General features: G+C 42.0%; 24 protein-coding genes. 13 read left to right on the forward strand and 11 right to left on the reverse strand.

The window, feature by feature from the left end:
• The first annotated feature begins 76 nt into the window (after positions 1 to 76).
• A complete protein-coding gene (locus tag ACIQYG_RS05870; RefSeq protein ID WP_034310322.1) occupies positions 77 to 286 on the forward strand; it encodes an alpha/beta-type small acid-soluble spore protein in 210 nt (69 codons plus the stop codon).
• 60 nt (positions 287 to 346) lie between these two features.
• Here ACIQYG_RS05870 and ACIQYG_RS05875 read toward each other — a convergent pair whose 3' ends face one another.
• Complete coding sequence (locus tag ACIQYG_RS05875) at positions 347 to 1,096, reverse strand: glycerophosphodiester phosphodiesterase (protein WP_402836187.1); 750 nt, start codon at positions 1,094 to 1,096, stop codon at positions 347 to 349.
• Between the two features lie 147 nt (positions 1,097 to 1,243).
• Between ACIQYG_RS05875 and ACIQYG_RS05880 the strand changes: the two genes are divergently transcribed.
• The 4 genes from ACIQYG_RS05880 (at position 1,244) to ACIQYG_RS05895 (ending at position 5,844) form a co-directional block, all read left to right on the forward strand.
• Positions 1,244 to 2,071 carry an undecaprenyl-diphosphate phosphatase gene (locus ACIQYG_RS05880; protein ID WP_402836189.1) on the forward strand — a complete coding sequence of 276 codons (828 nt, stop codon included), beginning with the start codon at positions 1,244 to 1,246 and terminating at the stop codon, positions 2,069 to 2,071.
• A 377-nt stretch (positions 2,072 to 2,448) separates the two neighbouring features.
• A complete protein-coding gene (locus ACIQYG_RS05885) occupies positions 2,449 to 3,771 on the forward strand; it encodes an APC family permease (protein ID WP_402836191.1) in 1,323 nt (440 codons plus the stop codon).
• A 450-nt stretch (positions 3,772 to 4,221) separates the two neighbouring features.
• Positions 4,222 to 5,415, forward strand: a complete 1,194-nt coding sequence (locus ACIQYG_RS05890) for an MFS transporter (RefSeq protein ID WP_402836192.1) — start codon at positions 4,222 to 4,224, stop codon at positions 5,413 to 5,415.
• A gap of 99 nt (positions 5,416 to 5,514) precedes the next feature.
• Positions 5,515 to 5,844 carry a hypothetical protein gene (locus ACIQYG_RS05895; RefSeq protein ID WP_402836194.1) on the forward strand — a complete coding sequence of 110 codons (330 nt, stop codon included), beginning with the start codon at positions 5,515 to 5,517 and terminating at the stop codon, positions 5,842 to 5,844.
• Positions 5,845 to 5,953: 109 nt separating this feature from the next.
• Here ACIQYG_RS05895 and ACIQYG_RS05900 read toward each other — a convergent pair whose 3' ends face one another.
• Positions 5,954 to 6,097 carry a hypothetical protein gene (locus ACIQYG_RS05900; protein ID WP_402836196.1) on the reverse strand — a complete coding sequence of 48 codons (144 nt, stop codon included), beginning with the start codon at positions 6,095 to 6,097 and terminating at the stop codon, positions 5,954 to 5,956.
• A gap of 145 nt (positions 6,098 to 6,242) precedes the next feature.
• Here ACIQYG_RS05900 and ACIQYG_RS05905 point away from each other — a divergent pair, with 145 nt between their 5' ends.
• The 3 genes from ACIQYG_RS05905 (at position 6,243) to ACIQYG_RS05915 (ending at position 10,304) form a co-directional block, all read left to right on the forward strand.
• A complete protein-coding gene (locus ACIQYG_RS05905; RefSeq protein ID WP_402836198.1) occupies positions 6,243 to 7,106 on the forward strand; it encodes an STAS domain-containing protein in 864 nt (287 codons plus the stop codon).
• 175 nt (positions 7,107 to 7,281) lie between these two features.
• The gene (locus ACIQYG_RS05910; RefSeq protein ID WP_402836200.1) at positions 7,282 to 7,719 is read left to right on the forward strand and encodes a hypothetical protein; all 438 of its coding nucleotides are present in this window, start codon (positions 7,282 to 7,284) and stop codon (positions 7,717 to 7,719) included.
• Between the two features lie 215 nt (positions 7,720 to 7,934).
• On the forward strand, positions 7,935 to 10,304 hold the full coding sequence (locus ACIQYG_RS05915) for a penicillin acylase family protein (RefSeq protein ID WP_402836202.1): 2,370 nt from the start codon (positions 7,935 to 7,937) through the stop codon (positions 10,302 to 10,304).
• Between the two features lie 52 nt (positions 10,305 to 10,356).
• Here the strand turns inward: ACIQYG_RS05915 and ACIQYG_RS05920 are convergent, their stop codons facing one another.
• Positions 10,357 to 10,575, reverse strand: coding sequence for a hypothetical protein (locus ACIQYG_RS05920; protein WP_101223589.1), 219 nt, complete (start codon positions 10,573 to 10,575; stop codon positions 10,357 to 10,359).
• Positions 10,568 to 11,191 (reverse strand): sigma-70 family RNA polymerase sigma factor, encoded by a 624-nt coding sequence (locus ACIQYG_RS05925; RefSeq protein WP_402836204.1) that lies wholly within the window; start codon positions 11,189 to 11,191, stop codon positions 10,568 to 10,570. Before ACIQYG_RS05925 ends, ACIQYG_RS05920 begins: the two co-directional genes overlap by 8 nt.
• A 158-nt stretch (positions 11,192 to 11,349) precedes the next feature.
• Here ACIQYG_RS05925 and ACIQYG_RS05930 point away from each other — a divergent pair, with 158 nt between their 5' ends.
• The 4 genes from ACIQYG_RS05930 to ACIQYG_RS05945 all read left to right on the forward strand — a co-directional run bounded on the left by ACIQYG_RS05930 (position 11,350) and on the right by ACIQYG_RS05945 (position 17,372).
• Positions 11,350 to 11,514, forward strand: a complete 165-nt coding sequence (locus ACIQYG_RS05930; protein WP_402836206.1) for a YvrJ family protein — start codon at positions 11,350 to 11,352, stop codon at positions 11,512 to 11,514.
• 414 nt (positions 11,515 to 11,928) lie between these two features.
• Positions 11,929 to 12,747 carry a GNAT family N-acetyltransferase gene (locus ACIQYG_RS05935; protein ID WP_402836208.1) on the forward strand — a complete coding sequence of 273 codons (819 nt, stop codon included), beginning with the start codon at positions 11,929 to 11,931 and terminating at the stop codon, positions 12,745 to 12,747.
• Between the two features lie 40 nt (positions 12,748 to 12,787).
• A complete protein-coding gene (locus ACIQYG_RS05940) occupies positions 12,788 to 13,246 on the forward strand; it encodes a DinB family protein (RefSeq protein WP_402836210.1) in 459 nt (152 codons plus the stop codon).
• Between the two features lie 307 nt (positions 13,247 to 13,553).
• Positions 13,554 to 17,372: a bifunctional 2',3'-cyclic-nucleotide 2'-phosphodiesterase/3'-nucleotidase gene (locus tag ACIQYG_RS05945; RefSeq protein WP_402836212.1), complete on the forward strand. Its 3,819-nt coding sequence runs from the start codon at positions 13,554 to 13,556 to the stop codon at positions 17,370 to 17,372.
• Between the two features lie 385 nt (positions 17,373 to 17,757).
• Here the strand turns inward: ACIQYG_RS05945 and ACIQYG_RS05950 are convergent, their stop codons facing one another.
• The gene (locus ACIQYG_RS05950; protein ID WP_402836214.1) at positions 17,758 to 17,928 is read right to left on the reverse strand and encodes a hypothetical protein; all 171 of its coding nucleotides are present in this window, start codon (positions 17,926 to 17,928) and stop codon (positions 17,758 to 17,760) included.
• 142 nt (positions 17,929 to 18,070) lie between these two features.
• On the opposite strand from ACIQYG_RS05950, the gene ACIQYG_RS05955 reads away from it, so the two are divergent.
• Positions 18,071 to 18,934: a DUF4349 domain-containing protein gene (locus ACIQYG_RS05955; RefSeq protein WP_402836216.1), complete on the forward strand. Its 864-nt coding sequence runs from the start codon at positions 18,071 to 18,073 to the stop codon at positions 18,932 to 18,934.
• A gap of 46 nt (positions 18,935 to 18,980) precedes the next feature.
• Here the strand turns inward: ACIQYG_RS05955 and ACIQYG_RS05960 are convergent, their stop codons facing one another.
• The 6 genes from ACIQYG_RS05960 to ACIQYG_RS05985 form a co-directional block, all read right to left on the reverse strand.
• Positions 18,981 to 20,348 carry an amino acid permease gene (locus tag ACIQYG_RS05960; protein ID WP_402836218.1) on the reverse strand — a complete coding sequence of 456 codons (1,368 nt, stop codon included), beginning with the start codon at positions 20,346 to 20,348 and terminating at the stop codon, positions 18,981 to 18,983.
• A gap of 317 nt (positions 20,349 to 20,665) precedes the next feature.
• Positions 20,666 to 21,823 carry an endonuclease gene (locus ACIQYG_RS05965; RefSeq protein ID WP_402836220.1) on the reverse strand — a complete coding sequence of 386 codons (1,158 nt, stop codon included), beginning with the start codon at positions 21,821 to 21,823 and terminating at the stop codon, positions 20,666 to 20,668.
• 206 nt (positions 21,824 to 22,029) lie between these two features.
• Positions 22,030 to 22,377, reverse strand: a complete 348-nt coding sequence (locus ACIQYG_RS05970) for a phage holin family protein (RefSeq protein ID WP_402836222.1) — start codon at positions 22,375 to 22,377, stop codon at positions 22,030 to 22,032.
• 42 nt (positions 22,378 to 22,419) lie between these two features.
• Positions 22,420 to 22,632 carry a hypothetical protein gene (locus tag ACIQYG_RS05975; protein ID WP_402836224.1) on the reverse strand — a complete coding sequence of 71 codons (213 nt, stop codon included), beginning with the start codon at positions 22,630 to 22,632 and terminating at the stop codon, positions 22,420 to 22,422.
• A gap of 74 nt (positions 22,633 to 22,706) precedes the next feature.
• Complete coding sequence (locus tag ACIQYG_RS05980; RefSeq protein WP_402836226.1) at positions 22,707 to 22,844, reverse strand: hypothetical protein; 138 nt, start codon at positions 22,842 to 22,844, stop codon at positions 22,707 to 22,709.
• Positions 22,845 to 23,009: 165 nt separating this feature from the next.
• Complete coding sequence (locus tag ACIQYG_RS05985; RefSeq protein WP_402836227.1) at positions 23,010 to 23,900, reverse strand: TetR/AcrR family transcriptional regulator; 891 nt, start codon at positions 23,898 to 23,900, stop codon at positions 23,010 to 23,012.
• Positions 23,901 to 24,011 lie beyond the last annotated feature (111 nt).

Here is a 24,011-nt window from a genome sequence, read left to right on the forward strand (position 1 = left end):
CAAAAAAAATTCAATAAATTGGCAATAATAATTTAAGCTTAAAATGCTAATTAATATTAGTAGGAGGTGAAAACACATGGCAAACAACAATAACAGCAATCAACTTTTAGTATCTGGTGCAGAACAAGCTCTACAACAAATGAAGAATGAAATCGCTAGTGAATTTGGTGTAAACCTAGGTGCTGACACTACTTCTCGCGCTAACGGATCTGTTGGTGGGGAAATCACAAAACGTTTGGTTCAAATGGCTGAACAACAACTAGGCGGTTCAAACTTTTCTCGTTAATTAATTGAATAAATATGGATTTGAAAGAGAAGGAGCATCGCTTCTTCTCTTTCGCATTGTTCAGCCATGTGACTGCCAAGCTTTTAAAATCTTGAGTGCCTTTTCAGGGAAATCGGTCATGATGACGTCGACTCCCAACCCTGCCAGCCTGACGATGTCGGCTTCATCATTGGCGACCCAAGGCCGGATTTTATATCCAAGTTTTTTCGCTTTTTCTTTAACTGCTGGAGTCAGGCTGTTTTTATCTGGATGGAAACCCGATTCTTTTTTATCACGTAAGATTTCTTCGAAGTTTTCAGGAAGCCCCTCGAACAATAATGCCCGTTCAAGGTCTGGGGCAAGCATCTTCACTTTTTCAATGGATTGATGGTTGAAGGAAGAGAGGATCACCCGGTTTTCCATTCCATAATGACGAATTGAATCAATGATCTTCTGTTCAATTCCTTCATAAGCGAGTTTATCCGTTTTGATTTCGATATTCATCAATAAAGCATTTCCCTTAGCCCAGTCGAAAACGTCCATTAAAAAAGGAATCCGCTCCCCAAGGAATTCATTGGAAAATTTGCTCCCGGCATCAGCCGTTTTCAGTTTTTGTGCCGAATGATCTTTTACATAACCAGTAAGGGTGGTCGTTCGATCAAGTGTTTCGTCATGGATGATGACCAATTCCCCGTCAGAACTGAGGTGGACATCGAACTCGATTCCTTCGGCCCCGATTTCTTCCGCCTTTTGAAATGCTGCCATGGTATTTTCAGGATGCGTCCCTTTGGACCCCCTATGAGCGAAAATCAGTATGTTTTGCAAAATCATCACTTCCCCTTTAAACTTTATCTTGAACCCTATCATACATGTACGCTTGAATTGTTTCAGCAATGTTTATTAGACAATATTTTAAACAACGAGTAAAATACATATGATATTTCCATAAATAGGTGTTCGAATTATGAGGTGAATAAAATGAATATGTGGGAAATTTTTGTTGCAGTTATCCTTGGTCTTGTAGAAGGATTAACTGAATTTGCTCCTGTATCGTCTACAGGGCATATGATTATCGTTGATGATTTATGGCTGAATTCGAAAGAACTTTTCGGGAGTGAAGTGGCCAATGCGTTCAAGGTGGTCATCCAGCTTGGTTCGATACTCGCCGTTGTCGTGCTTTTCTGGGGGCGATTCATGGACTTGCTTGGTTTAAGGAAAATGAAAGGCACATCCGCTGTGAATGGCCAAAAGCTTAACCTATTGCAGATCATTGTCGGATTGTTGCCGGCGGGCGTTTTAGGTCTATTATTCGAAGATTATATTGATGATCATTTATTTACGATGAAGACGGTTATCGTCGGGTTGTTCTTGGGCGCATTTTTGATGATTGCTGCAGATAAATTCCGTCCAAAGCTGACTGCAGAGACGGTTGACCAAATCACTTATAAACAAGCCTTCGGTGTAGGGTTAATCCAATGTTTGTCACTATGGCCGGGATTCTCGCGTTCAGGCTCGACCATTTCCGGTGGAGTACTTTTGGGTATGAGCTACCGGGCGGCCTCCGATTTCACGTTCATCATGGCCGTGCCGATCATGGCAGGTGCCAGTTTGTTGAAAATCGTGAAATACTGGGAAAGCTTCACACCTGAAGTTCTGCCGTTCTTTATTGCAGGTTTCATCAGTGCATTTATCTTTGCGTTATTCTGTATCCGCTTTTTCTTGATTTTAATCAATAAAGTTAAATTGACTCCTTTTGCCATTTACCGGATCGTCTTGGCGGTTGTGCTTCTATTCATTATTTGGTAATACGAAATGAAGCTTGAAAGAGGAATGGAACCACCCCGTTGATTCGGGGTGGTTTTTTTTTGTGTGTCCGAAAATAAGCAGGATTCCCATAAAATTCATGACGAATGATATTCGGTTTTTAAAGTTTTTAATTCGTCATTATTGATTAAAATGCCAATAAATCTATTTATAATAAAAAAATATTCGGTTTTTAGTACAATTCCAGACATAATTAGTAAAAAAAATATAAATGTAATAAAGCTGCCTGAGCGTAATGATACCAACGTGTTTGGGTATTTTTTGTAATATTCAAATGATTACATAAACTATTTCTGTATAATTTATATGATATAATTTTAGTATAAATAAAGTACATGTGTACACCTGGGGAGGACAACATGGGAAATGACCAATTGAAGAAAACGATTGGCTTTTGGGTTGGAACATCTATTGTAGTTGGTACAGTTATCGGTTCTGGTATTTTCATGAGACCTGGTGACGTGCTTGAATTGAGCGGTAATTCAACCATGGCCTTGTTAGCTTGGCTGATAGGCGGTCTGATTACCCTTGCAAGCGGGTTGACGATTGCCGAAGTGAGTACACGGATTCCTAAAACGGGCGGCTTATATGTCTATATGGAAGAAGTGTACGGTAAAGCTTGGGGATTCCTATGCGGCTGGGTTCAGACATTGGTATATGGACCTGCAGTCATGGGCGCACTCAGTTTATACTTCGGGTTATTAGTTGCAGGAATATTTAAGATCGCTTCAGGCTACTCTTTGGCGATTGGGATTCTTACGATTGTATTCATAGCAGGCATGAATCTGTTGGGGACAAAATACGGCGGTATCATCCAAACCTTATCGACCGTTGCCAAATTGATCCCCATCATTTTCATAGCGGTGTTCGGTATCGCACAAGGTGATATGCCTGTATTCAATATCAATAGTGAAAGTTCAATGAAAATCAGTATGGCCGGTGCGATTTTGGCCACGCTCTGGGCGTACGATGGCTGGATGAATGTCGGCTTCATGGCAGGGGAAATGAAAAACCCGCAGAAAACGCTGCCGCGGGCAATCATAACGGGATTGGTCGTGGTCATGGTCGCTTACTTGGCTGTGAATCTTGCCATGCTTCATGTATTGGGGGCGGAGGGAATCATAGCCCATGGTACGAATGCAGCGAATGTTGCAGCAACGATGCTATTCGGTGAATTGGGCGGGAAATTGATATCAATCGGAATTGCGATTTCAATCTTCGGTTGCCTGAACGGAAAGCTTTTGACCTTTCCGCGCATTACCTTGGCGATGGCGACTGATAAAATGATGCCAGGCCATAAACAAATCGGAAAGATATCGCCCAAGTTCAAAACGCCTATAAATGCGACGGTATTGCAAGTGATCATTGCAATCATCATGATGGTTGCAACAGACCCTGACAAACTTACCAATATGGCTGTATTCTCTGTCTTCTGTTTTTATGGATTAGCCTTCTATGCGGTCTTCATATTGCGCAGAAAAGATCCGGATGCGAAAACTTATAAAGTGCCGTTTTACCCAATCATCCCCATCGTGGCGATTGCTGGTGCAATATACATTGTTTTAAGCACATTAATCGATACACCTTTAAATGCCCTGTACTCGGTGATCATCCTCATTATCGGTATGCCAGTGTACTGGCTCCTTAAAAAAAGTGAGCAGGATGGTAAACGGTCATATTAAATCAAACCCTTCACTGAGTACAGTGAAGGGTTTGATTTTGTCCAGAAAAGGGGGACGGCAAGGTCTCATCTCAAACCATGTTTACGATTAGGTTATCCTTAATGTTTTTTTCCTGTAACCCTTATTGGATTGAAGAAATTTGCGACACTCCTGCCGAATAACTGGCTTGCCGAAACCCCACAGGCGCTTGCTTTGATTCGGCTTGACAGACAGTCGGCGGAATGGGAGCGGATTTCTGAAATCAACTGGAATGTTTTTTTAGAAAAACTGCAGGCTTTGCTTTTCTTCAATTTGTCAACAGTCTGAAATCCTTTCACTACAAGCAGTGAAGGTTTTTTTGTGAATGGCTGGAACAAAACTTTCCCTTTGGACAAAAGTGACGAAATAGACAACTCGGGAAGTTCGTATTAACATAGGGGGAAAGTTAAATAGCGAAGGGTCTGAACAAAAGTGAATTATATCGAGCCTGCTGGTAAATCATTCAGGAAAACAATCTTGGCCTTATTTCTTGGTAGCTTTGTAACGTTTGCGGATCTGTATAGTACCCAACCGGTCATTCCGGTTTTCGCAAAGCAATTCGGAGTCTCTCCTGCAATGGCAAGCCTTACATTATCTTTCGCAACTGGAACGCTTGCACTCTGTTTATTGCTTGTTTCATTTTTCTCAGAAAATATCGATAGGAAAAAAATAATGGGGACGGCGCTCACACTGTCTGCATTGTTATCCATATGTGTCAGCTACATCCAGGATGATCTATACATACTAATTGCAATACGGGCGATTCAAGGAGCGGTGCTTGCGGGTTTCCCGGCAATTGCGATGGCCTATATCAATGAAGAGTTTCATCCGAAAAGCCTTGGCTATGTGATGGGGATCTATGTAAGCGGTTCGAGTATCGGCGGATTGGCTGGCAGGCTGATTGTCGGGGTCCTGACAGACCATTTCTCATGGAACATAGCGATTGGAAGTCTTGGGGCTTTAAGTTTGATCATCAGTCTGGCTTTTTGGTGGATGCTTCCGCCTTCGCAGCATGCTGTCCGTGTACGGGTCTCATTGTCGAGAATCAAAACCTCCCTTATCAATAACTTAAGGAATAACAGACTAGTACTCTTATTCGGCATGGCCTTCCTATTAATGGGCTCGTTCGTTACCGTTTATAACTTTGTGGGTATACCTTTAATGGGACCGCCATATCATTTATCACAGACATTGATTGGCTTCATATTCATAATCTACCTTGTGGGGACATTTAGTTCAACATGGATGGGGAAGCTTGCCGATCAATATAGTCGGAGGCTTGTGCTTCTTATCGGAATCGCAATCATGCTGATGGGCGCCCTTTTAACCTTACTGGATCCGCTCTTGCTGAAAATAATGGGGCTTGCCTTGTTTACATTTGGCTTTTTTGGAGCTCATTCAATTGCAAGCAGCTGGGTCGGCAGTTTGGCCGATAGAAGTGAAAAGGCACAAGCATCTGCATTATATCTCCTGTTTTACTATGCGGGATCAAGTGTAGTGGGGGCATCCGGCGGTGTATTCCTGATGAAGTTCGGCTGGGGAGGGGTCATCTCGGCTGTATCCATTCTGATCCTCCTTGCTGCCGCTTGTGCGATGATGGTTGAAAAAGTGAAAATCGTTAAATAAAATGATCTTTTCTATCATGTTTTTCCGGAATCCTGAATATAATCTAGTGAAAATGGATATTGAATAATAGATTGATAAGAGAAGAGGGTAATAGATAGAGTGAAACGAAAAGCAGTAATTCTCATTGGGTTAATAGCCGTTTTAATTATATTATTCGTTGTATACTTAACAAGTCCGGGCAGATTGCAAAAGGTGCAGATTGTTGAAAAATACTATCCGCATTTCTCCGATGGCAAGGCAGTCGGTTTTAAGACGAACGAAGTCATTGATGTGACGGAAACCGAAGAGGGATCCAATTGCGCAATGAAGTTCGACAATGGGGAAACGTTGGAAATTGATTGTGACCGTTATTTAACATACAAAATTGATGAAACAGTCTATATTACTATTGAAGGGAACCATGTGAAGGAAATCCGGAGAAAAAGGTAGTGGCTTATCGATTTTTTAATGATGAAAGAGCGGGGTTTGCTTAATAAATAAACCCAGCTCTTTTATTTTATCCATTCAAAAAACCCAGGCCATTTTGGACTGGGCTTTTTCATTTTTTATCTTTGTTTTTACTTTTATCCTTTTTATTACGCCGAAGTACATCCAAGATTCTGCGGCTGTTATTTTTACTGTTTATGAGTTCGACTAAATCGCTCATGTTTTCAGATTCGAAGTCTTGTTGATCCTTTTTCATGGTTATCCCTCCAAGTCATATATCATAATACCCTTATGCAGAAAAGGGTAAACGTCTATTATCATATTGGTAATAGAAGGATTTTATATCCTTAACCATTGATTATTTGCTAAAATGTGATAAAAGCCCTGTATGGGAGGTCCATATGGAAGAATTAAGAATGATCGGCGAAAAAATTGAAAAATTTAAATATATCTTAGTGGAGCATATCGAGTTGTTTGAAGAAGAGGAACCGCTCTATGATTTAGAAACCAGTAAAGAGGTACGGTCAAAACTTATTCAAATTCATGCAGATGCCTTGATTCATGGAAAGGCACAAGCGATGGAAAGCATGAAAATAACGGGTATGGAAATAGGTAAGCGCATCGTGGATATGGGCATTCCTTTAGATAAGAATATTGAGGAAGCACAGCTTGTGCGTAACCTCTTCTGGAGTTTCATTGAAGAAGAGGTGAGCAATCGCTATTACTCCATTGAAATTCTGTTAAAGGCAAGCTCGATAATTGATGCAATCCTGGACCAGTTCATACACTGTGTGAGTATCAGTTACGTGAATCATTATAAAGAAATGGCGAAAATGGCAAATGATTCTTTGCAGAAGATAAAAGAAAACCAAGAAGTCATGGAAGAATTGTCCACCCCGATTGTTCAGACCGTATTAAAGGATGTGCTGCTCTTACCGTTGATCGGACGTATTGATGATTGGAGAATGGAGTCGATGCAATCAACGGTGCTGCAAAAATGTGCAGATCTGCATGCGGAAGTGTTGATCATGGATTTCTCGGGAATTACCTTTACGAAGGAAAGCAATATGCTCTCCCTGCTGGATCAATTAGTGGGGGCACTGGCATTGATGGGAACGGAAACGATGTTTGTCGGTTTCACCCCTGATGTAGTGAAAGAGATCGTCAAACTTGATTTCGCAAATCAGGTAAAAGCCTTTCTATCGTTCAGGCAGGCCCTGGAATATCTGTTTAATCAAAGGGGGCTGGCTCTTCAGCCAGTATGAGATATCCTTTTTCAGGGTATCTTTTTTTCTATGCCAGGCTAACATTCCTGCAGCTCCCATATATTATCGCCCATTGGTATTTCTCCATGTTATAGTGAAGTGACGTGGGCGGACATGTTGATTTTGGTTTAAATTGAATAGGACATGTAAACCGTGTAAGGGAGGTGGTTGAAGAGTGTTTTTCAAGAAAAATGAAGAATCTCAACATAACGAAAAATGGTATTGTGTAGGAATCATGACGGATAATGGGCTGGAGGATGAAGAATATGATGTTTTGTCCAAACGCATCCTCGACTCGGTCCAAAATGTCTCGGTCATATCGGACTTGGTAAGGGTGGAATGGGATCGGGATAAATTGCGAGCCTTGAATGAACGTTTTGGGGACCCTTCATTTTCCGACCCATGTTTTATCATTAATGAATTCATACCAGAGGATATAAAAAAGGAAAGAAAACTTCTGGAGAAAACTCATAAATGGAAGAGGATTTTTGGTCTCCTCTCCCTGATTGAATACATGGAAGCCGAGACGAAGGCGGCTCATGACTTTGATAAAGCTCTCTTTTATACAGACGATGCAGATAAAGTGATTGAATACATTATTGCAAATAGCTAGCATTCCCTGCCACATCGATACTTTGTATCGGTGTTTTTGCATTTGTTTTAATGTTTAATCGGAGCAATTTCGCGGTAAAATTTCGACTTTGCACCTTTCTTCGCTCTCAAAATAAAAAGAGAGAATGTGAGGAGGGCGGTAGGAAAGATGGAGATGAATGCGGAATATCTTAAATAGAAAGAAAGAGAGTTTTAAGGGGAGAGGAAGATGAATCGATGGAAGTTGCCGTACCTCAGCAAAAGCCAAAACGGAAGTGGAGAAAGCGGGCGCTTTGGAGTTTTGGAATCCTGATCATACTTTTGCTGTCTGTCTTGATTGCTGCAAATGTATTTCTTTCAAGATCCTTGCCGGAAACAAAGGGGGAAATATCGCTTCCAGGTCTTTTGAAACCGGTTACGGTGGTGAGGGATTCAAGTGGGGTCCCGCATATCAACGCAGCGAATGAACATGATTTGTATTTAGCCCAGGGGTATATCCAAGCACAGGACCGTTTATTTCAAATGGATTTAAGCAGGCGTAAGGCGTCAGGTAGATTGAGTGAAGTGATTGGTGAGAAAACCGTCAAAAATGATAAGTATTTCCGCACACTTGGGTTGAGGCGGGCGGCCGAAGCCTCATATGCAGCATATTCAAGTGACGGAAAAGAAGCCTTGGATGTGTTTGCCGAGGGGGTGAATCTTTATATCGATGAATTGAAGAAGAATGGGAAATGGCCGGCGGAGTTCATTCTGCTTGGATACGAACCAGAGCCTTGGACACCCGTCGATTCGCTGACCATCGGTAAATATATGGCCTTTGATTTAGGGGGGAACTGGGAAGATCAGGCGTTTAGGCAGTATTTGCTGCAAACGTTCCCAAAGGAAAAAGCATATGATTTATTTCCTGATTATCCAAAGAACGCTCCATATATCATCAGCAAGGAAGAACTGGATATTGAAAAAAGTTTTGCCGGGGCCGTTATTCCCTATGAATTCAACGGCAGCAATAACTGGGTCGTTTCTGGCAAGAAAACGCAATCCGGTCAGCCGTTATTGGCGGATGATCCCCATCAGGGATTGGCTACACCGTCGGTTTGGTATCAAATGCATTTGGAGGCCCCCTCAGTCAATGTGAGTGGTGTTATTTTTGCCGGGATTCCGGGAATCATACTAGGTCATAACGAAAAGGTCGCTTGGGGTGTGACCAATACCGGTCCGGATGTTCAGGATCTGTATATTGAGAGGAGGAACCCGGAAAACGAGAAAGAATTCTCCTACAAGGGTAAATGGGAAAAAGCTGAAATCTTGGACGAACCGATCAAGGTGAAGGATGGTAAAACACTTGACTATCAAGTGACGGTTACCCGGCATGGACCTGTTGTCTCCGAATTTGCCGGGAAAAGCGGAAAAGATACCGTGCTTGCCTTAAGATGGACGGCACTTGATCCATCTGCCGAGCTTGAAGCGGTATTGAAGATGAATAAAGCGGGAAGCTGGAAAGAATTCGAAAAGGCCCTCTTGAAATTCGAAACGCCGGCACAGAATTTCGTCTTTGCCTCAGCCGATGGGACCATTGCCTATAAGGCGAATGGGAAAATCCCAATCCGGAAAAAAGGCGATAGTATGCTGCCTGTACCTGGCTGGACGGATGAATTTGAATGGAACGGCTATATCCCCTTTGATGAACTTCCAAAAACGGTGAATCCAAAAGAGGGATTCATTTCAACAGCGAATAATAAAGTCATCTCGGATGATTACCCTTACCATATCAGCAATAACTGGGCACAGCCGTATCGTCAGATGAGGATACAGGAGTATTTAAAGGCCAATAAAAAGCTTACGGCCGAGGATATGCAAAGCCTGCAGATGGATAAAGTGAATTTGCAAGCTAAGGAGTTTGTTCCTCAATTCGTGGAGGTATTGAAAGGTCCATCAGGGAAACAGGAAGACCAGGCACTGACGATTCTGAAGAAATGGAATCATATCGATTCCGCTGATGAAGCGGCACCGATGATTTTTAATGTCTGGATGCGAAATATAGGGGATGAACTGCTTAAAGAAGAAATACCGGAGGAAACCCTCAACCTCTTTAATGGAAGGCGTTCAGCCGTTGATGAATTACTGAGGCGGGCATTGGACGGTAAGCCGGGCCCTTGGATTGAAGATGCTGGTGGACTTGAGCAGGTGCTTGCCAAGTCGTTACAGGAGACGTTAACGGAACTGGAAGAATCACAAGGTGACGATATAGCCGATTGGGAATGGGGAGACTATCATCAGGTCAGGTTTAACCACCCGCTATCGAGTGTCACCCCGTTAAATTATTTATTTAACAGCGGCGGCGGCATTCCGGTAGGCGGCAGCAGTGTCACCGTACAGGCGGCGGCATTTTTAGATGATGGAACCGTTAATCACGGTGGCTCCTGGCGATTCGTCATCGACCTAGCCGACATGAATCAAGGATATCACCTCGTTGGCCCGGGGCAATCAGGTAACGTTAAAAGTGTGTGGTACCGCGATCAGCTTGATGATTGGGCAGAAGGTACTTATCACAAAACCACAATGGACGATCCAAAAGGTGATAAGCTGACATTGAAACCATCTTACTAAGATTCAGAAAAACGTACCAAGTCCAGCATCTTTCCCTGGACTTGGTACGTTTTCATTGTTTTTGCTTAGTCAAGAATTCTGCAAGGAACTCCTCAAAATTAGGGGCCTCGATTGCTGCGATTTTTTCATATGATTCAATGATCTTGAGTTTAATTTCTTGCTCCAGATCATTCCGGTCTTGATAGTTCGTGTTTTTTAACGATTTTTTTATTTTAGGATTCAAAGAGTCGATTAGATCCATCAATTCTTCTTTTGACAGTTTTTTATCCACAATGGCTTTTCTCCTTTCTAACATATACCTCATCCATATAGTGCTTTCGAAGTTTTTTTAGAGCTTGTTTACGGATGCTTGAGATATTCTGTGGCGACTCATGGAAATAGGCAGCAATTTCCTTGTTGGATAGGCCGTAGGAAAAGATCATGGTCAGCACCAGGTTTTGTTTGGCTGTTAACTTCTTCAAGGCTTTTATCATCTCTTCATCACTTATGTGTGAAGCGAGGTCATTCGTTTCCCCCATCTTTTCAAGTTGAACGTCCAAAGTGCCGATTCGATCGATCAATCCGCCAGTATCCCTTGGTGTCGCATCAAGTACCATCCGATAGCGTTCCCGCTGCTTCCGTGCCCTTTTATCAAAGTCAACAGAGAAAAAGTAAATTAAGGAGCACATGTATTTGTATACTTTAGCCCGGTAATAGAAAATTTTGAAAGTCTCGTTGAGATGACAAATGTTGTGGGAAGAAGGGGAATCAAGAGTTTCAGTGAAAATCTTTAAATGCTCTGGGTTCTGTAAAAATACTTGAATGATCGGTTGTTCAAAGAAAGATGAGTACTGTTGCTGCAGAAACTCCAATGAATGAGAAAAAAAATGAGAAGTTAATTGGTTCATTGTTATCCCTCCTTTAATTTTAATAAAGTGATAGACAAGGGGAATAAATCAATTATATAAGAACATTCGTTCCTTTTACCATAAATCAATAGTGCTAGATTGATTTTTTTAAACAAGTTTCACTTTAGATATCAGATACAAGAAAAGGGGTGAAGAGGATGATGATTGAGGATGCTACTATGTGGGTTTCATTAGTTAGCGAATTTGGCTATCCATTCGTCGTTTCTATGTTTTTGCTCTTCCGCTTCGATAAACAATTAAAAGAACTGACAACGGACGTAGAGAACTTAAAAAAGTCCGCTCATAAAACGAAAAGACGATAACCTCAGGACGTAAAGTGCCGGATGGTAAACACCGAATTTCGGGTTCTATTCTAAAAAGGGTCCGGAATTCGGGTATAAAGAAATGGGTACTATCTTAAAATCAAGACTTTGTAAATCCCTCCCTTAAGCTAAAAAATAAAATAATCATAAACCATTATTTGGAATATAGCACAAAATAGGTAAAAAATAATCGTCATTTGGAATCATTTTACTGCTATAATTCATCCGTCAATGGAATTAGATAGGAAATCCTCCCCTCGTACGATTTTAGCTTTATGGAATAAAGTGGAAATACTTTTAAAAAAACAACATTCATCAATAAACTTATGAATAGTATGCGGCATCCGAGTAAAAGGGTGCTGCTTTTCTTATTTTTTGGTAATAAACTGATAATATGGAAAAGGGGTGGAGAATTTGAAGGATGAACAGCTGGAAGATATTCGGATCCTGCAGCAAGAATGTGAACGGGAAGGTTTTACTTTAAAGTTGAATTGGGAAACGCTTCGCAGTCGAAATGGTGTGCATAAGAATGACTTTCTTCACTATGATGGATTGAAACTTGTTGGTTTTCTTGGTCTTTACGATTTTGGAAACAAAGCGGAGATGTGCGGGATGGTGCATCCTGATTACCGGAGGCAAGGCATTTTTACAAAGCTGCTGGAAGAGGCGATAAGAAGTGCCGTGGAGCGCAACTATAAGTTGATACTCTTGAACTCACCTGCTCAATCGCACTCAGGGACAGAATTTTTGAAACAGCTCCCATGTGAGTTTGCTTTTTCTGAGTTTCAAATGAAATGGTCCGAAACGGAGCTTGATGATTATGATGATGCAGTCGTTCGCCCTTCACGGAGAGATGATGAGGAAACGGAAATTCAGCTGGATATTCAATGTTTCCAATTTACGAAACGGGAGGCGAAGGATTATTATCAGCGCATCCTATATGAGGATACTTTGAAAACCATGATGATTGAAAAGGGTGGCCTTGCAGTCGGTAAGATCCGTGTTGATCACTCAGGACGGGAAGCGTGGATTTATGGATTTTCCATTTTGCCAAAATACCAGGGAAAAGGACTTGGAAGAAAGGCATTGAAAAAGGTTGTAGCCGAACAATGCCAGCTGGGATATGATATTTTTCTCGAGGTCGAGGCGACTAATGAGCATGCTTTAAGACTCTATGAATCTTGTGGCTTCAAAACGATTCAAAGACAGGATTATTATCAATACAAACGCTGAATGGCATTTGACGACAAAAAGTGTTAGGGGGCCGGGATGGATGATGGCATTATTCAATTATAACTGGCAGGTGAGAAGTGAGTGGTTCAAGTGGTGCCGATCTTTATCGATTGAGGAGCTGAAACGGCAGCGAAAGGGAGGGATGGGCAATATATTGAGGACACTTGCCCATATTATCGATGTCGAATGCAGCTGGATCAGGGCCATACAAGGGAAGCCTGATGTCGCGGTCGATTTGGACGCTTATGATACGATCGAAAAAGTGGAGGATTTATCTAACCATTATCACTCAGAGGTCATGGACTATTTAAACTCGCATGCAATTGAAGAAGAGAATGGAATGATTCAGCCATCTTGGATGGAGGGGACATACGAAAAAGGCAGGATACTGCGCCATCTTATAGCGCACGAAATTCACCATATAGGCCAGCTGTCTATCTGGTCGAGGGAGATGGGCATCGAACCGGTATCCGCCAGTTTAATAGATCGCGATTTATAGATTTGCAGTTTCAAAAGGTTTCCCTGATATAAAGAGCGTAAGGAACGATCTTTGAGATCCATAAGATGTTAGCAGGCTGGTTCATTTTAATGGGCCAGCTTTTTCTATAAAGTAACTTTCTCCCTGGTGATTCGATGATGATTATATACATAATTGAAGGTATATCGAGCTAGGGGCTCTGAATGGAAATGGGTAAAGAGTACCATTTATTCAAAATTCGTAATATTACAGTAAAATTTGGCGATAATTCGACAAAATCATGATATATTATTCTAGCATTTTACAAAAAATAGAAGGGTTGTGAAGTATGTCGTACAAGATGCATGTTAATAAGTGGCTCGCCCCGATTCTTGCTGTGAGTTTGATTACAGCCCCATTTACCGTACCGGGGGAGACATCCGCCAAAGAGCCTAATAAGAAACCGGCCACGACTGAACCATTTATCATTACAGCTCCTACTGTTCATTACACAAAAGGAACCAAAGCGACTGTAACGGTCACGCCGAAAAAAGGGAACAAAGGAAATGAAACCGTTGTCTTCCAATTAATGAATGGGACGAAGGTCATTTCACAATCAGCCGTTGAGGCGGATATTAAATCGGCCCAAAAGTTCTCGGCGTACTTCAACTCGTACAAATCGGGTTATTGGGTTAAAGTATCGGTTGTCTCCAAGTATAACGGCAATACGGGTAACTTCGGCAAAAGCCTGGCAGCCTCCGTTTCGGATGCACCATTTGAACTAAGGATCATGGAAACGACTGATATACACACTAATCTGGTAAGCTATGATTATTATAAGGATGCCGTATCGGACTCAGTCGGTCTTTCCCGCACGGCATCTTTAATCAAACAGGCAAGAAAAGAAGTGAAAAATAGCGTTTTAGTGGATAACGGCGACCTTATTCAAGGGACCCCCCTAGGTACGTACAAAGCGAAAATAGCGCCACTGAAAAAGGGTGAAGTCCATCCCGTCTATAAAGCGATGAACTTGCTTGACTATGATGTGGCGACATTCGGCAATCATGAATTCAATTATGGTTTATCATATTTGGACGAGGCCATCAACGATGCGAACTTCCCTTATGTCAATGCCAATGTTTATAAAAAGGATAAAGACAATAATCCAAAGAATGATAAAAATAAATATACTCCTTATAAAATCGTTACGAAGAAAGTAAAGGACATCAATGGAAAAGAAAAATCAGTAAAAATAGGATACATTGGATTTGCCCCTCCGCAAATCATGGATTGGGATAAAGCGAATCTAAACGGTAAGGTCATTGCAAAGGAAATCGTCACGACTGCAAACAAATATGTACCTGAAATGAAGAAAAAGGGTGCGGATGTCATCGTGGCGCTCACACATTCCGGTTTTAATGGCGATACCAAGAATACCGAGGATGTCATCTATTCATTAAGCAAGGTATCCGGCATCGATGCCATCACGTTTTCCCACACGCATAAAGTCTTCCCGGCACAAGATGAGGCTTCTTTGGACAGCCTATTCAAAGATAGCCAAGGAAAAGTCCTAAAAGGAGTGGATAATGAAAAGGGGACCATCAATGGTGTCCCAGCCGTTCAAGCAGGTTATGGCGGCAGTAATCTCGGGATCATCGATCTTGATATCCAAAATATCAAGGGGAAATGGAAAGTCGTCAATTCCGATTCATCAACACGGGCAATCAACGACAAAATAACAGGAAAAAAAGCGGATGAAGATGCATCTATCGTCAAAGCCGTAAAGAAGGATCACGAAGGAACGATCAAGTATGTTAACACGCCAATCGGAACGACTACAGCTCCAATTCATAGTTATTTCGCCCTTGTTCAAGATGATCCTTCCGTACAGGTCGTGACGAGCGCACAGAAATGGTATGTAGAAAAATACATCCAAAGCAACCGCCCTGAATACAAAGACTTGCCCATCCTCTCTGTAGGAGCCCCTTTCAAAGCGGGTCGCAATGGAGTCGAGGAATTCACGGAAATCAAGGAAGGCGGACTGACCATTCGCAGCGCGGGTGATTTATATTTATACGATAATACCTTGAAGGCAATCAAGATCAAAGGGTCCGTGGTTAAAGAGTGGCTTGAGATGTCTGCCGGGAAATATAATACAATCGATCCTGCCAAGTCTGAGGAACAGGAGCTGCTTAATGGAAAGTTTGCCGTCTATAATTTTGATGTGATTGACGGTGTCACGTACGAAATCGATGTCACCAAGGCTCCGCGCTATGATGAAAAAGGGATAAAAGTGTCGGATTCAAGCAGGATTGCAGATTTGAAATATAATGGTGAACCAGTGGACCCGAATCAAGATTTCATCGTCGTGACGAATAATTACCGTGCTTCGGGCGGGGGGAACTTCCCGGGAGTCAAGGGCAGTGAATATGTGGTTGACTCTGCGGATGAAAATCGCCAGATCTTGATGGATTACATCACACAAGAGGGTGAGATCAATCCAACAGCTGATAATAACTGGTCGATAGCCCCGATTTCAGGCAAGGTGAACGTTACTTTCACCTCATCGCCAAAAGGTGCTGAATATTTAAAGGAAGGCAGCCCGATTTCCTATACAGGCAAGAAGGATGATAAAGGCTTTGGCATTTACAAATACAATTTGGGCAAAGAAAACGTTAAGGTGCAACTGCTCGGGATCAATGATCTTCACGGCCAGCTTGATACCACCTCCGATTTTGGCGGCATCAAACAAGGTCGTGCCGATTATTTAGCCGCTCACTTGAAGCAGCGTAAAGCTGAAAACCCTGAAAATACACTTTTACTTTCGGCAGGGGATGCTGTTGGGGCAAGTGCACCCGTTTCTTCTTTAATCCAGGATAAACCGACGCTTCAGTTTTTGAATAATATGAAATTCGATGTCGGAACTGTCGGGAACCATGAGTTCGACAAAGGGGTAGAAACCTTGATGGCTCAGATCAATGGCGGAAAGTCGCCAACATCCGATGTGGTATTCGATAAATTGAACTTTCCATATGTAGTGGCCAATGTCGTATATAAAGACACGAAAAAACCGATTTTGGACCCTTACGTCATAAAAAAGGTCGGCGGGGTTGATATTGGGTTCATAGGTGTAGTCACGAATGCCACACCTCAAAAAGTAAGTCCGGATGGCATTAAGAATGTGGAATTCATAGAACAGGCACCTGCAGTAAATAAGGCGGTTAATGAGTTGAAAGGTAAAGGCGTCAAATCGATCGTGATCATCTCACATGACCCAGGCACTGAAAAGGAAGGGGTTATCACAGGCGAAGTGGCTGATCTTGCTAATGCCGTGGATGATGAAGTGGATGTGATCTTAGCCGGAGATAATCATGCAAAGGTCAATAACTATGTCGATAATAAATTGATCGTACAAGCTTACTCTTATGGAACGGCTTTTGAAGATGTGGATTTGGAAATCGATCCAAGCACAAAGGATATTGTCAAAAAGTCAGCTGAAATTGTTACGGTTACACAAGATGGCATCACACCGGATGCCGGGACGACGAAATTCATTAATGACTACCTGGACATGTTCCCCGAGCTGAAAGCCCCGCTTGGGACAACGGATGAGAAAATTTTAAGAACCAATGCCTATACGCAGGAAACGGGTCTTGGAAATTTAATTGCCGATTCAATGAAGGCCGATTTGAACTCCGATTTTGCCTTCATGAATCCAGGCGGAATTCGGGCAGATATTCCAAAGGGGGAAGTCACTTTTTCCGATTTAGCGAAAATCCAGCCGTTCGGAAACGTATTGGTTAAGCTGGACCTGACTGGAGCGGAAGTGAAAACGCTGCTTCAACAGCAATGGATCGTTGAAGGATCTCCGAAAACTTTGCAAATTTCTGGACTGAGCTATACAGCCGACTTCAGTAAGCCTGTTACGGAGCGTGTCACCTTATTGAAGAAAGCGGACGGAACACCGATCAAGGATACCGAAACATACACGGTGGCCGTCAATGATTTCATGGCAAGCGGCGGTGATAACTATACCGTCCTGAAAGAAAAAGAGCGTGTATTTGGACATGCTGACCTGGAAGCATTCGTCAACTATGTGAAAGAAACCTTTAAAGGCGGAAAGATCACGGCAGAAATTGAAGGCAGAATTACGAATATCAATAATTAATTGAGGTTTACTCGTGAAACTCTAAAAGAGAGCGCTCCTTAATATAAGGGGCGCTCAGACTGTAGACAAACTCGATGAAAATCGAGTTTGTCTACAGTTTTTTTGGGCTTGTACAAATTTTGACGTTGATTTCCACTTCAGGCACTCGCTTTCCGCGGGCGGTCCGGGAGCCTCCTCGGCGCACTTGCGCCTGTGGGGTCTCCCTTGGACTCGCTATTCCCGCAGGAGTCTCGCACCTTCCGTTCCAATCAACTATGTTTAAAATTTCAGATAGAACTCCTTTTTGCCTACAGTCTTTTTTGTTTTAAAATAGAACTATTAATACTTGAGGTGATGAGGATGCTTTCGAAACATAATTCTAATCAGCGAGATCAACTTGAAATAATTACTTTAGATCAACTGGTGCCGGGGATTCTTTCGCAAACATGACTATGTTTACGATGAACACTTTGAGCTTGTCATAAATCTCTTTTGAATCCCTTGTGGCGAATATCCCCACAAGTGAACCTCCGACCACAGGTACCAATACACTTTTAGCCAATTTTCCGTAGTTCACAATGCAATCCTCTTCTTTCTTCATTATTGGGATGTTCTTATACCTTTACCTCCCACCTGAAAATAAAACATCCCCTTTAATCTGGAAGTGTAACTTTCTTCCAAACTTTACGTCGGTACTAGTAAGAAAAGGGGGAATACCGATGAACCGTAAAACAATGATGCTCATGTTCAGTTTGTTCCTTTTACTTGCTGGATGCAGCAGTAACGAAAAAGATGATTCAGCATCGGAAGCACAGGATGAAAAGGCGGAAAGTAAAATGGACGCTTCCATTTCCGGGAATAAGGTGCAGGAAGAAGCAGCGGAAAAGGAAGGGATGACGGATGAAAGAAAGGTCATCCATCAGGCCCAGCTTGAGTTGAAGGTGAAGAATCTTGAAAAGGCACAAATGAAGATTGAGAATAAGGTGGCTGAATATGGCGGATATGTTGTCGAGTCCAATGTATACAGGGAAGATGAAGAACTGGTGGAAGGAACGATCACCGTTCGGGTCCCTGAAGCCCATTTTCAGGATTTTCTAAGCGATAGCGAGGGCGAAGCTTCAGAAGTGGTCGGAAGGAATGTGACAGGACAGGATGTAACGGAGCAATATGTGGATTTAAAAGCAAGGTTGAAGTCAAAGCGGGCAGTGGAGGAAAGGTTGCTTGCATTCATGAAGGATGCTGAGAAGACGGAAGATTTACTGAAAATATCATCCGATCTTGCCGTGGTGCAAGAAGAAATAGAGCAGCTGACCGGGCAAATGAAGTATCTTGAAAACCAGACCTCCTATTCGACGGTTACCATCACGTTATCACAGGACCGGATAGTTGTGCCGGGCATTGATAATAAGGAATTGAATACATGGGAGAGGACGAAGAAACAACTTGCAACGAGTGCGAATCTATTACTTAAAGCGGGTTCAGGAATCATTGTTTTTATAATAGGAAACTTGCCTCTCCTCATTATTTTAGGCGGAGCTGGTGCGGTGGTCCATTGGGTGATCAAAAGAAGGGGTAAAAGGTGAAGGCAAGAAATAGAGGGTGCCAATTAGATTGGGCACCCTCTGGCATTTATCTTTTCCGTTTATGCAAGCCGGTCATATAATACAGGGCTACCAACAGTAAGATCCAAATCGGACCAACGATTAGAGCGATTCTTGTATCTGCTGAAAAACCGAGTACCACCATTACGAATACTAAAAAGGCTAAAGTGAAATAAGAAGTGAATGGGAAAAGAGGCATCTTGTAAGATAAGCCTTGTTTTTCTCCCTGACTCATTTTCCGTCTAGACATAATCTGTGTGACAAGTATCGTTCCCCATGTCCAGAGGGCACCGAATGTAGCCACACTTGTGACGTAAGTGAAAACTTTATCGGCTTCCATGTAGTTAAGGTAAACACCGAAAAGAAGCACGACAGCCGAAACGATAATGGCAACGCCAGGAACGCCTGACTTTGTTGTACGTTCGAAACTTTTTGGTGATTCACCTTGCTGCGCTAGGTTGAATAACATTCTTCCTGTACTGAAGATCCCGCTGTTACAAGATGAAAGGGCTGCTGTCAGTACGACAAATTGAATGATTCCTGCTGCGCCTGGTATACCGATTTTATCAAACATCATAACGAATGGGCTGTTTTCTCCATTCATTTCATCCCATGGAGTGATCGATAGAATGACTGTCAGAGCTAAAACGTAAAAAAGTAAGATCCGGTAAAAAACGGTATCGATGGCTCTTTTTAAAGATTTTTCAGGATTTTTAACTTCACCTGCGGTTACACCGAGCATTTCAATTCCCAAATAGGCGAACATGACCATTTGGAACGAGAGGATGACACCAGAAATCCCATTAGGGAAAAATCCTCCATTTTCAACAAGGTTACCGAAACCGACCGCGATTCCGCCGTTCCCCAGACCAAAGATGATCATTCCGAACCCAAGGACGATCATAAGGATGATCGTAATGATTTTAATTAAGGCGAACCAAAACTCCAATTCACCGTATGCTTTTACAGCAAGAAAGTTAATCGTTGTCATGATGGCAAGTGCGGCTAACGCCCAAGCCCATTGCGGAGTATCTGGGAACCAAAATTGCATATAGATTCCGACTGCCGTAATTTCAGCCATACAGGTGGCAATCCAAACGAACCAGTAATTCCATCCGGTTATATATCCAGCAAGAGGACCGACAAATTCGCTTGCATAGCGACTGAAAGAGCCTGCGACAGGATTTTTTATCGCCATTTCCCCAAGTGCCCGCATGATTAGATAGATCATAAGCCCGCCAATTGCATAAGAAATGATGATGGCTGGACCGGCTAATTTTATCGCAGATGCCGAGCCGAGAAATAGACCGACTCCAATGGCTGCGCCAAGAGACATTAATGCGATATGTCTTTCTTCCAAACCTCTATGCAGTTGAGATTCTTTGGAGTTTTGCATAATTTTCCCCTTTTCTATGTTGGAGTTTAATTTTCTCTATCTAGCATTTTATCACTAGTAGAGGTGAATACATATTATTTATTGATTTTTCACATAATATTACAATTAAATAATATATTTTAATAGTTAGAATGTAAAGAAAAATATGAAAACGCTTACTATGAAAGTGATTCTCTCTGTTATCATCGTATAACAAACTTTCAAAAATTAATTGGAATGCTATTTAACCAAAATATAATTATGCGATTTTTCTAAAAATTTAGATATTTACAAGTGAACAAGCTGTCCCAAAAATAAGGAACAGCTTGTTCGTTTTATCATTGCCAGATGGCGGAGGCCCATTCAGGATGATCAATGAAAGGGTTGCGATTATGCTGATATTGATTATAAATGATCTCATTTCTATTACGCTCGAAGGCATCTACAGGATCCTGTTCATTCCACTCCAGTAAGACAGCCAATTTACCATGATAAGGGGCGGTACCATTGTTCACTTGATTATTTAGCTCCAAATCGACTTCCCCTGCATCACCCTCGTAACGAACCGCCATATAAAACAGCATCCGGGCGACATCACCTTTGACGCTATCGCGGGGTTCCCACGAATCAGAATCATAGTAGTTTCCTATCGCTTCGGTATGTTCTGAACCTCCATTATCAAAGTCCAGGTTGTTTCTTGTACTGTTGACGGAGGCATCAGTAGGCCGAAGATGATGCAGGTCGGTGCCGGGTCCTAAAGTGGTGGCGAAATCACCATGTGATTTTGCCCATACATGCTCACGATTCCAATCATTAACACCTGATCCGTTCATCGTTTTTCCTTGAGAACGCCCTGTATAAAGTAGAATGACATTATTGGCGTTATGGGGGTCCTCGTCCGTTATCCGTAAAGCTTCCCAGACATTTGAATACGATATTTCCGTATGGTCATCGATGATTTCATGGAGGGCATTTTTTAACGACGACCCTGATTTTCCGATGGCTGAATCATAGTATGAGCCAACCCCCGGTGTCTCCGGTTCCGGTTGATCAGTCCCTGAAATCATGGCAGATACATCTTTTAAGCCAGGATGGGTGAAATAGGCACTAAGTGTACCGGTGACGGTGACTTTTTTTCCTTTTAATGCAGGATTTGTTTTTAATCCAAATTCAGAGCGGAAGGAGGAGGGAATCTGAACATAAACCATATTGGCAATGTTCATTTCCGATGAGCTGTCTGCCAATGCTATGGCATAATCATTCGGATAGCTGCTCGTGACGACGGTATTGGCTGACGTGGGCTGTCCTACCACATATCCACTGACCGTTTTAATCGTGCTGTCTTGATTCGCAATGGCTTGGGAAACGGAGTAAGGAGATGACGAACTGCCATCGCCAGCTGCGGCTAGTGATGGGGTAATGAAAAGAGCGGGAATAAAGAAAGCGAGCACGAGTATAATGGACAGGGAAAACCTTGGTTCCTGTTTTGTGAACATGTGATTCCTCCATTAATCGAATCATACCCGTTTCCAGAGAAATTGGCATGTATATGTAAAGTTATGGATATTAGCCGATTTCTCCTTCTGGATTGTCAAAAATGAGAGAAAACAGCTAGTGATGCTTAGCGGAATTTAGGGAAATAGCCCGGGAAATATCGAAGGCTGTCAAGGAAATGAAAATGATACGAAAAACCGTCAGTATGCTACTGACGGTTTTTTTTACTCTTTTTTATAAGAAGACTTTGAATGAAACTCAATAACAATGAACCGATTAAAGCTCCCCAAAAAGAATCTATTACAAAGCCACTGACGATATAGGAAGTGATTTGGAATGTGAAGGCATTGATAATGAAAGAAAACAGCCCGAACGTCAGGATGGTGATCGGCAATGTGATGAGCTGGAGAATGGGCCTAACGAGCAAGTTCATGATCGATAATATAAAAACCGCCAGCAAGGCTGTTCCGTAAGATTTAATCGTGATGGAGTCGAGAAGCCAGTCAATGACGAGCAATGCCAGCCCGTTGATAAGAAAACGCATTATTATGTTCATGAATAACTCCTCCTGAAGGCACTTTACTAAAAGTCAATTATACTAAAATTTCATGAATTTCAGTGATATGTTTGCAGAATTGTCACAAAAAAGAGGAATACGATATGTATTCCCCCAGAATGGAAAGGACCCCGTGATTTCAGAAATCCGCTCCCTTTCCGCCGACTGTCTGCCAAGCCTCCTCACCGCAAGCGGCTGTGGGGTCTCGGCTAGCCAGTTATTCGGCAGGAGTGTCGCAAATTTCTTCCATCCCATATAGGTTTCATCCAATTTAAAAAGTAAACCTGAAAGCAGATCTTGTTTTAAAAACACGTTTGGCTGCAGTCTTTTCATTTAAAAAGTCCGTTGATTTCAGAAATCCGCTCCCTTTCCGCCGACTGTCTGCCAAGCCGCATCAAAGCAAACGCCTGTGGGGTCTCGGCTAGCCAGTTATTCGGCAGGAGTGCCGCAAATTTCTTCCATCCCATATAGGTTTCATCCAATATAAAAAGTAAACCATGAAAGCAGATCTTGTTTTAAAAACACGTTTGGCTGCAGTCTTTTCATTTAAAAACTCCGTGATTTCAGAAGTCCGCTCCATTCCAGCCGAAAGAACCCCATTTGTCTACAAAATGGGATTCATTAGGTTCTCTTTAGTTGTTGGCAATGATCTTTTCGAATTCACTTAATTCCAATGTGTTTTTCAATTTGGGATTGGTGTTTAAGGAAAGCAGGGCACTTTCAATGAGAAAGGTTCGCGGTTCAACGTTTTGTAATAATTCCTCTTGGATAAAGTGAATCAATTTTAAGTTTTTGACCCGTTCCGCTTCATCATCTTGGCAAAGCCTCAAGATCATCTTTTTTAGGTCATTTGCAGAGTGCAGGAGTGCTGTATGAAAATCCTGCTGGGTATGGAAGCACTCAGGCAGCCATTGCTTGATGACATCGGGTTCCAAAAGCTGTGCATTTGACTTGCTGACATCTTCGAAAATCGATTTAATCCTATCGACACAATAACGGATAATTTCAGTAGGGTTGAAATCAGGCTCTTTAGCCAAGGCATTAAAATGAATCGTTTGATGCATCATCCCCGAGTAAATAATGGCACAGTCCAAAATATAAGGCTTTTTATCAGCACCGAAAATGTCCAGAAACCGTTTGGATAACCAATGGATATGCCGGAATTTAGCGTGTGTTATGAAGTTCTTAAGTTCGGTATCATTTGAAATCATTACTTCTTCATATAAGAAAAAGATTTTGTTGTTTTTGTTTGAGTGCATTTGTAATTCTGATTGTTTGATGAATATTTCAATATCTGCAAGGTTTTGCCCAATCAGCAATTCATTCCGCTCTTTTTCCAATTTTTCTTGCGAAGTTAGGAAGACTGCCTTAAGCAATTCGCTCTTAGAAGAAAAATAGTTATAAAATGTTCCTTTTGAAATGCCGCTATAATCTAAAATATCCTGAATGGAAGTTGCTTGATAACCCTTTTCAATAAATAATTGGTGCGCATATTTAACTACCAGTTGTTTGCGCTCATTCATATATATCACCCTTACCCTTATTGGACGGTCATTTTAACGTAATAGTATCTTATTTTCTATACGAACACAAACCAGTATGTTTACAATTTCTCTAGCAAAATAAGGGTGAAG

The sequence above is a fragment of the Peribacillus sp. NPDC096622 genome (genome assembly GCF_044762665.1).
In the GTDB taxonomy this organism is placed as follows: Bacteria; Bacillota; Bacilli; order Bacillales; family DSM-1321; genus Peribacillus; species Peribacillus frigoritolerans_B.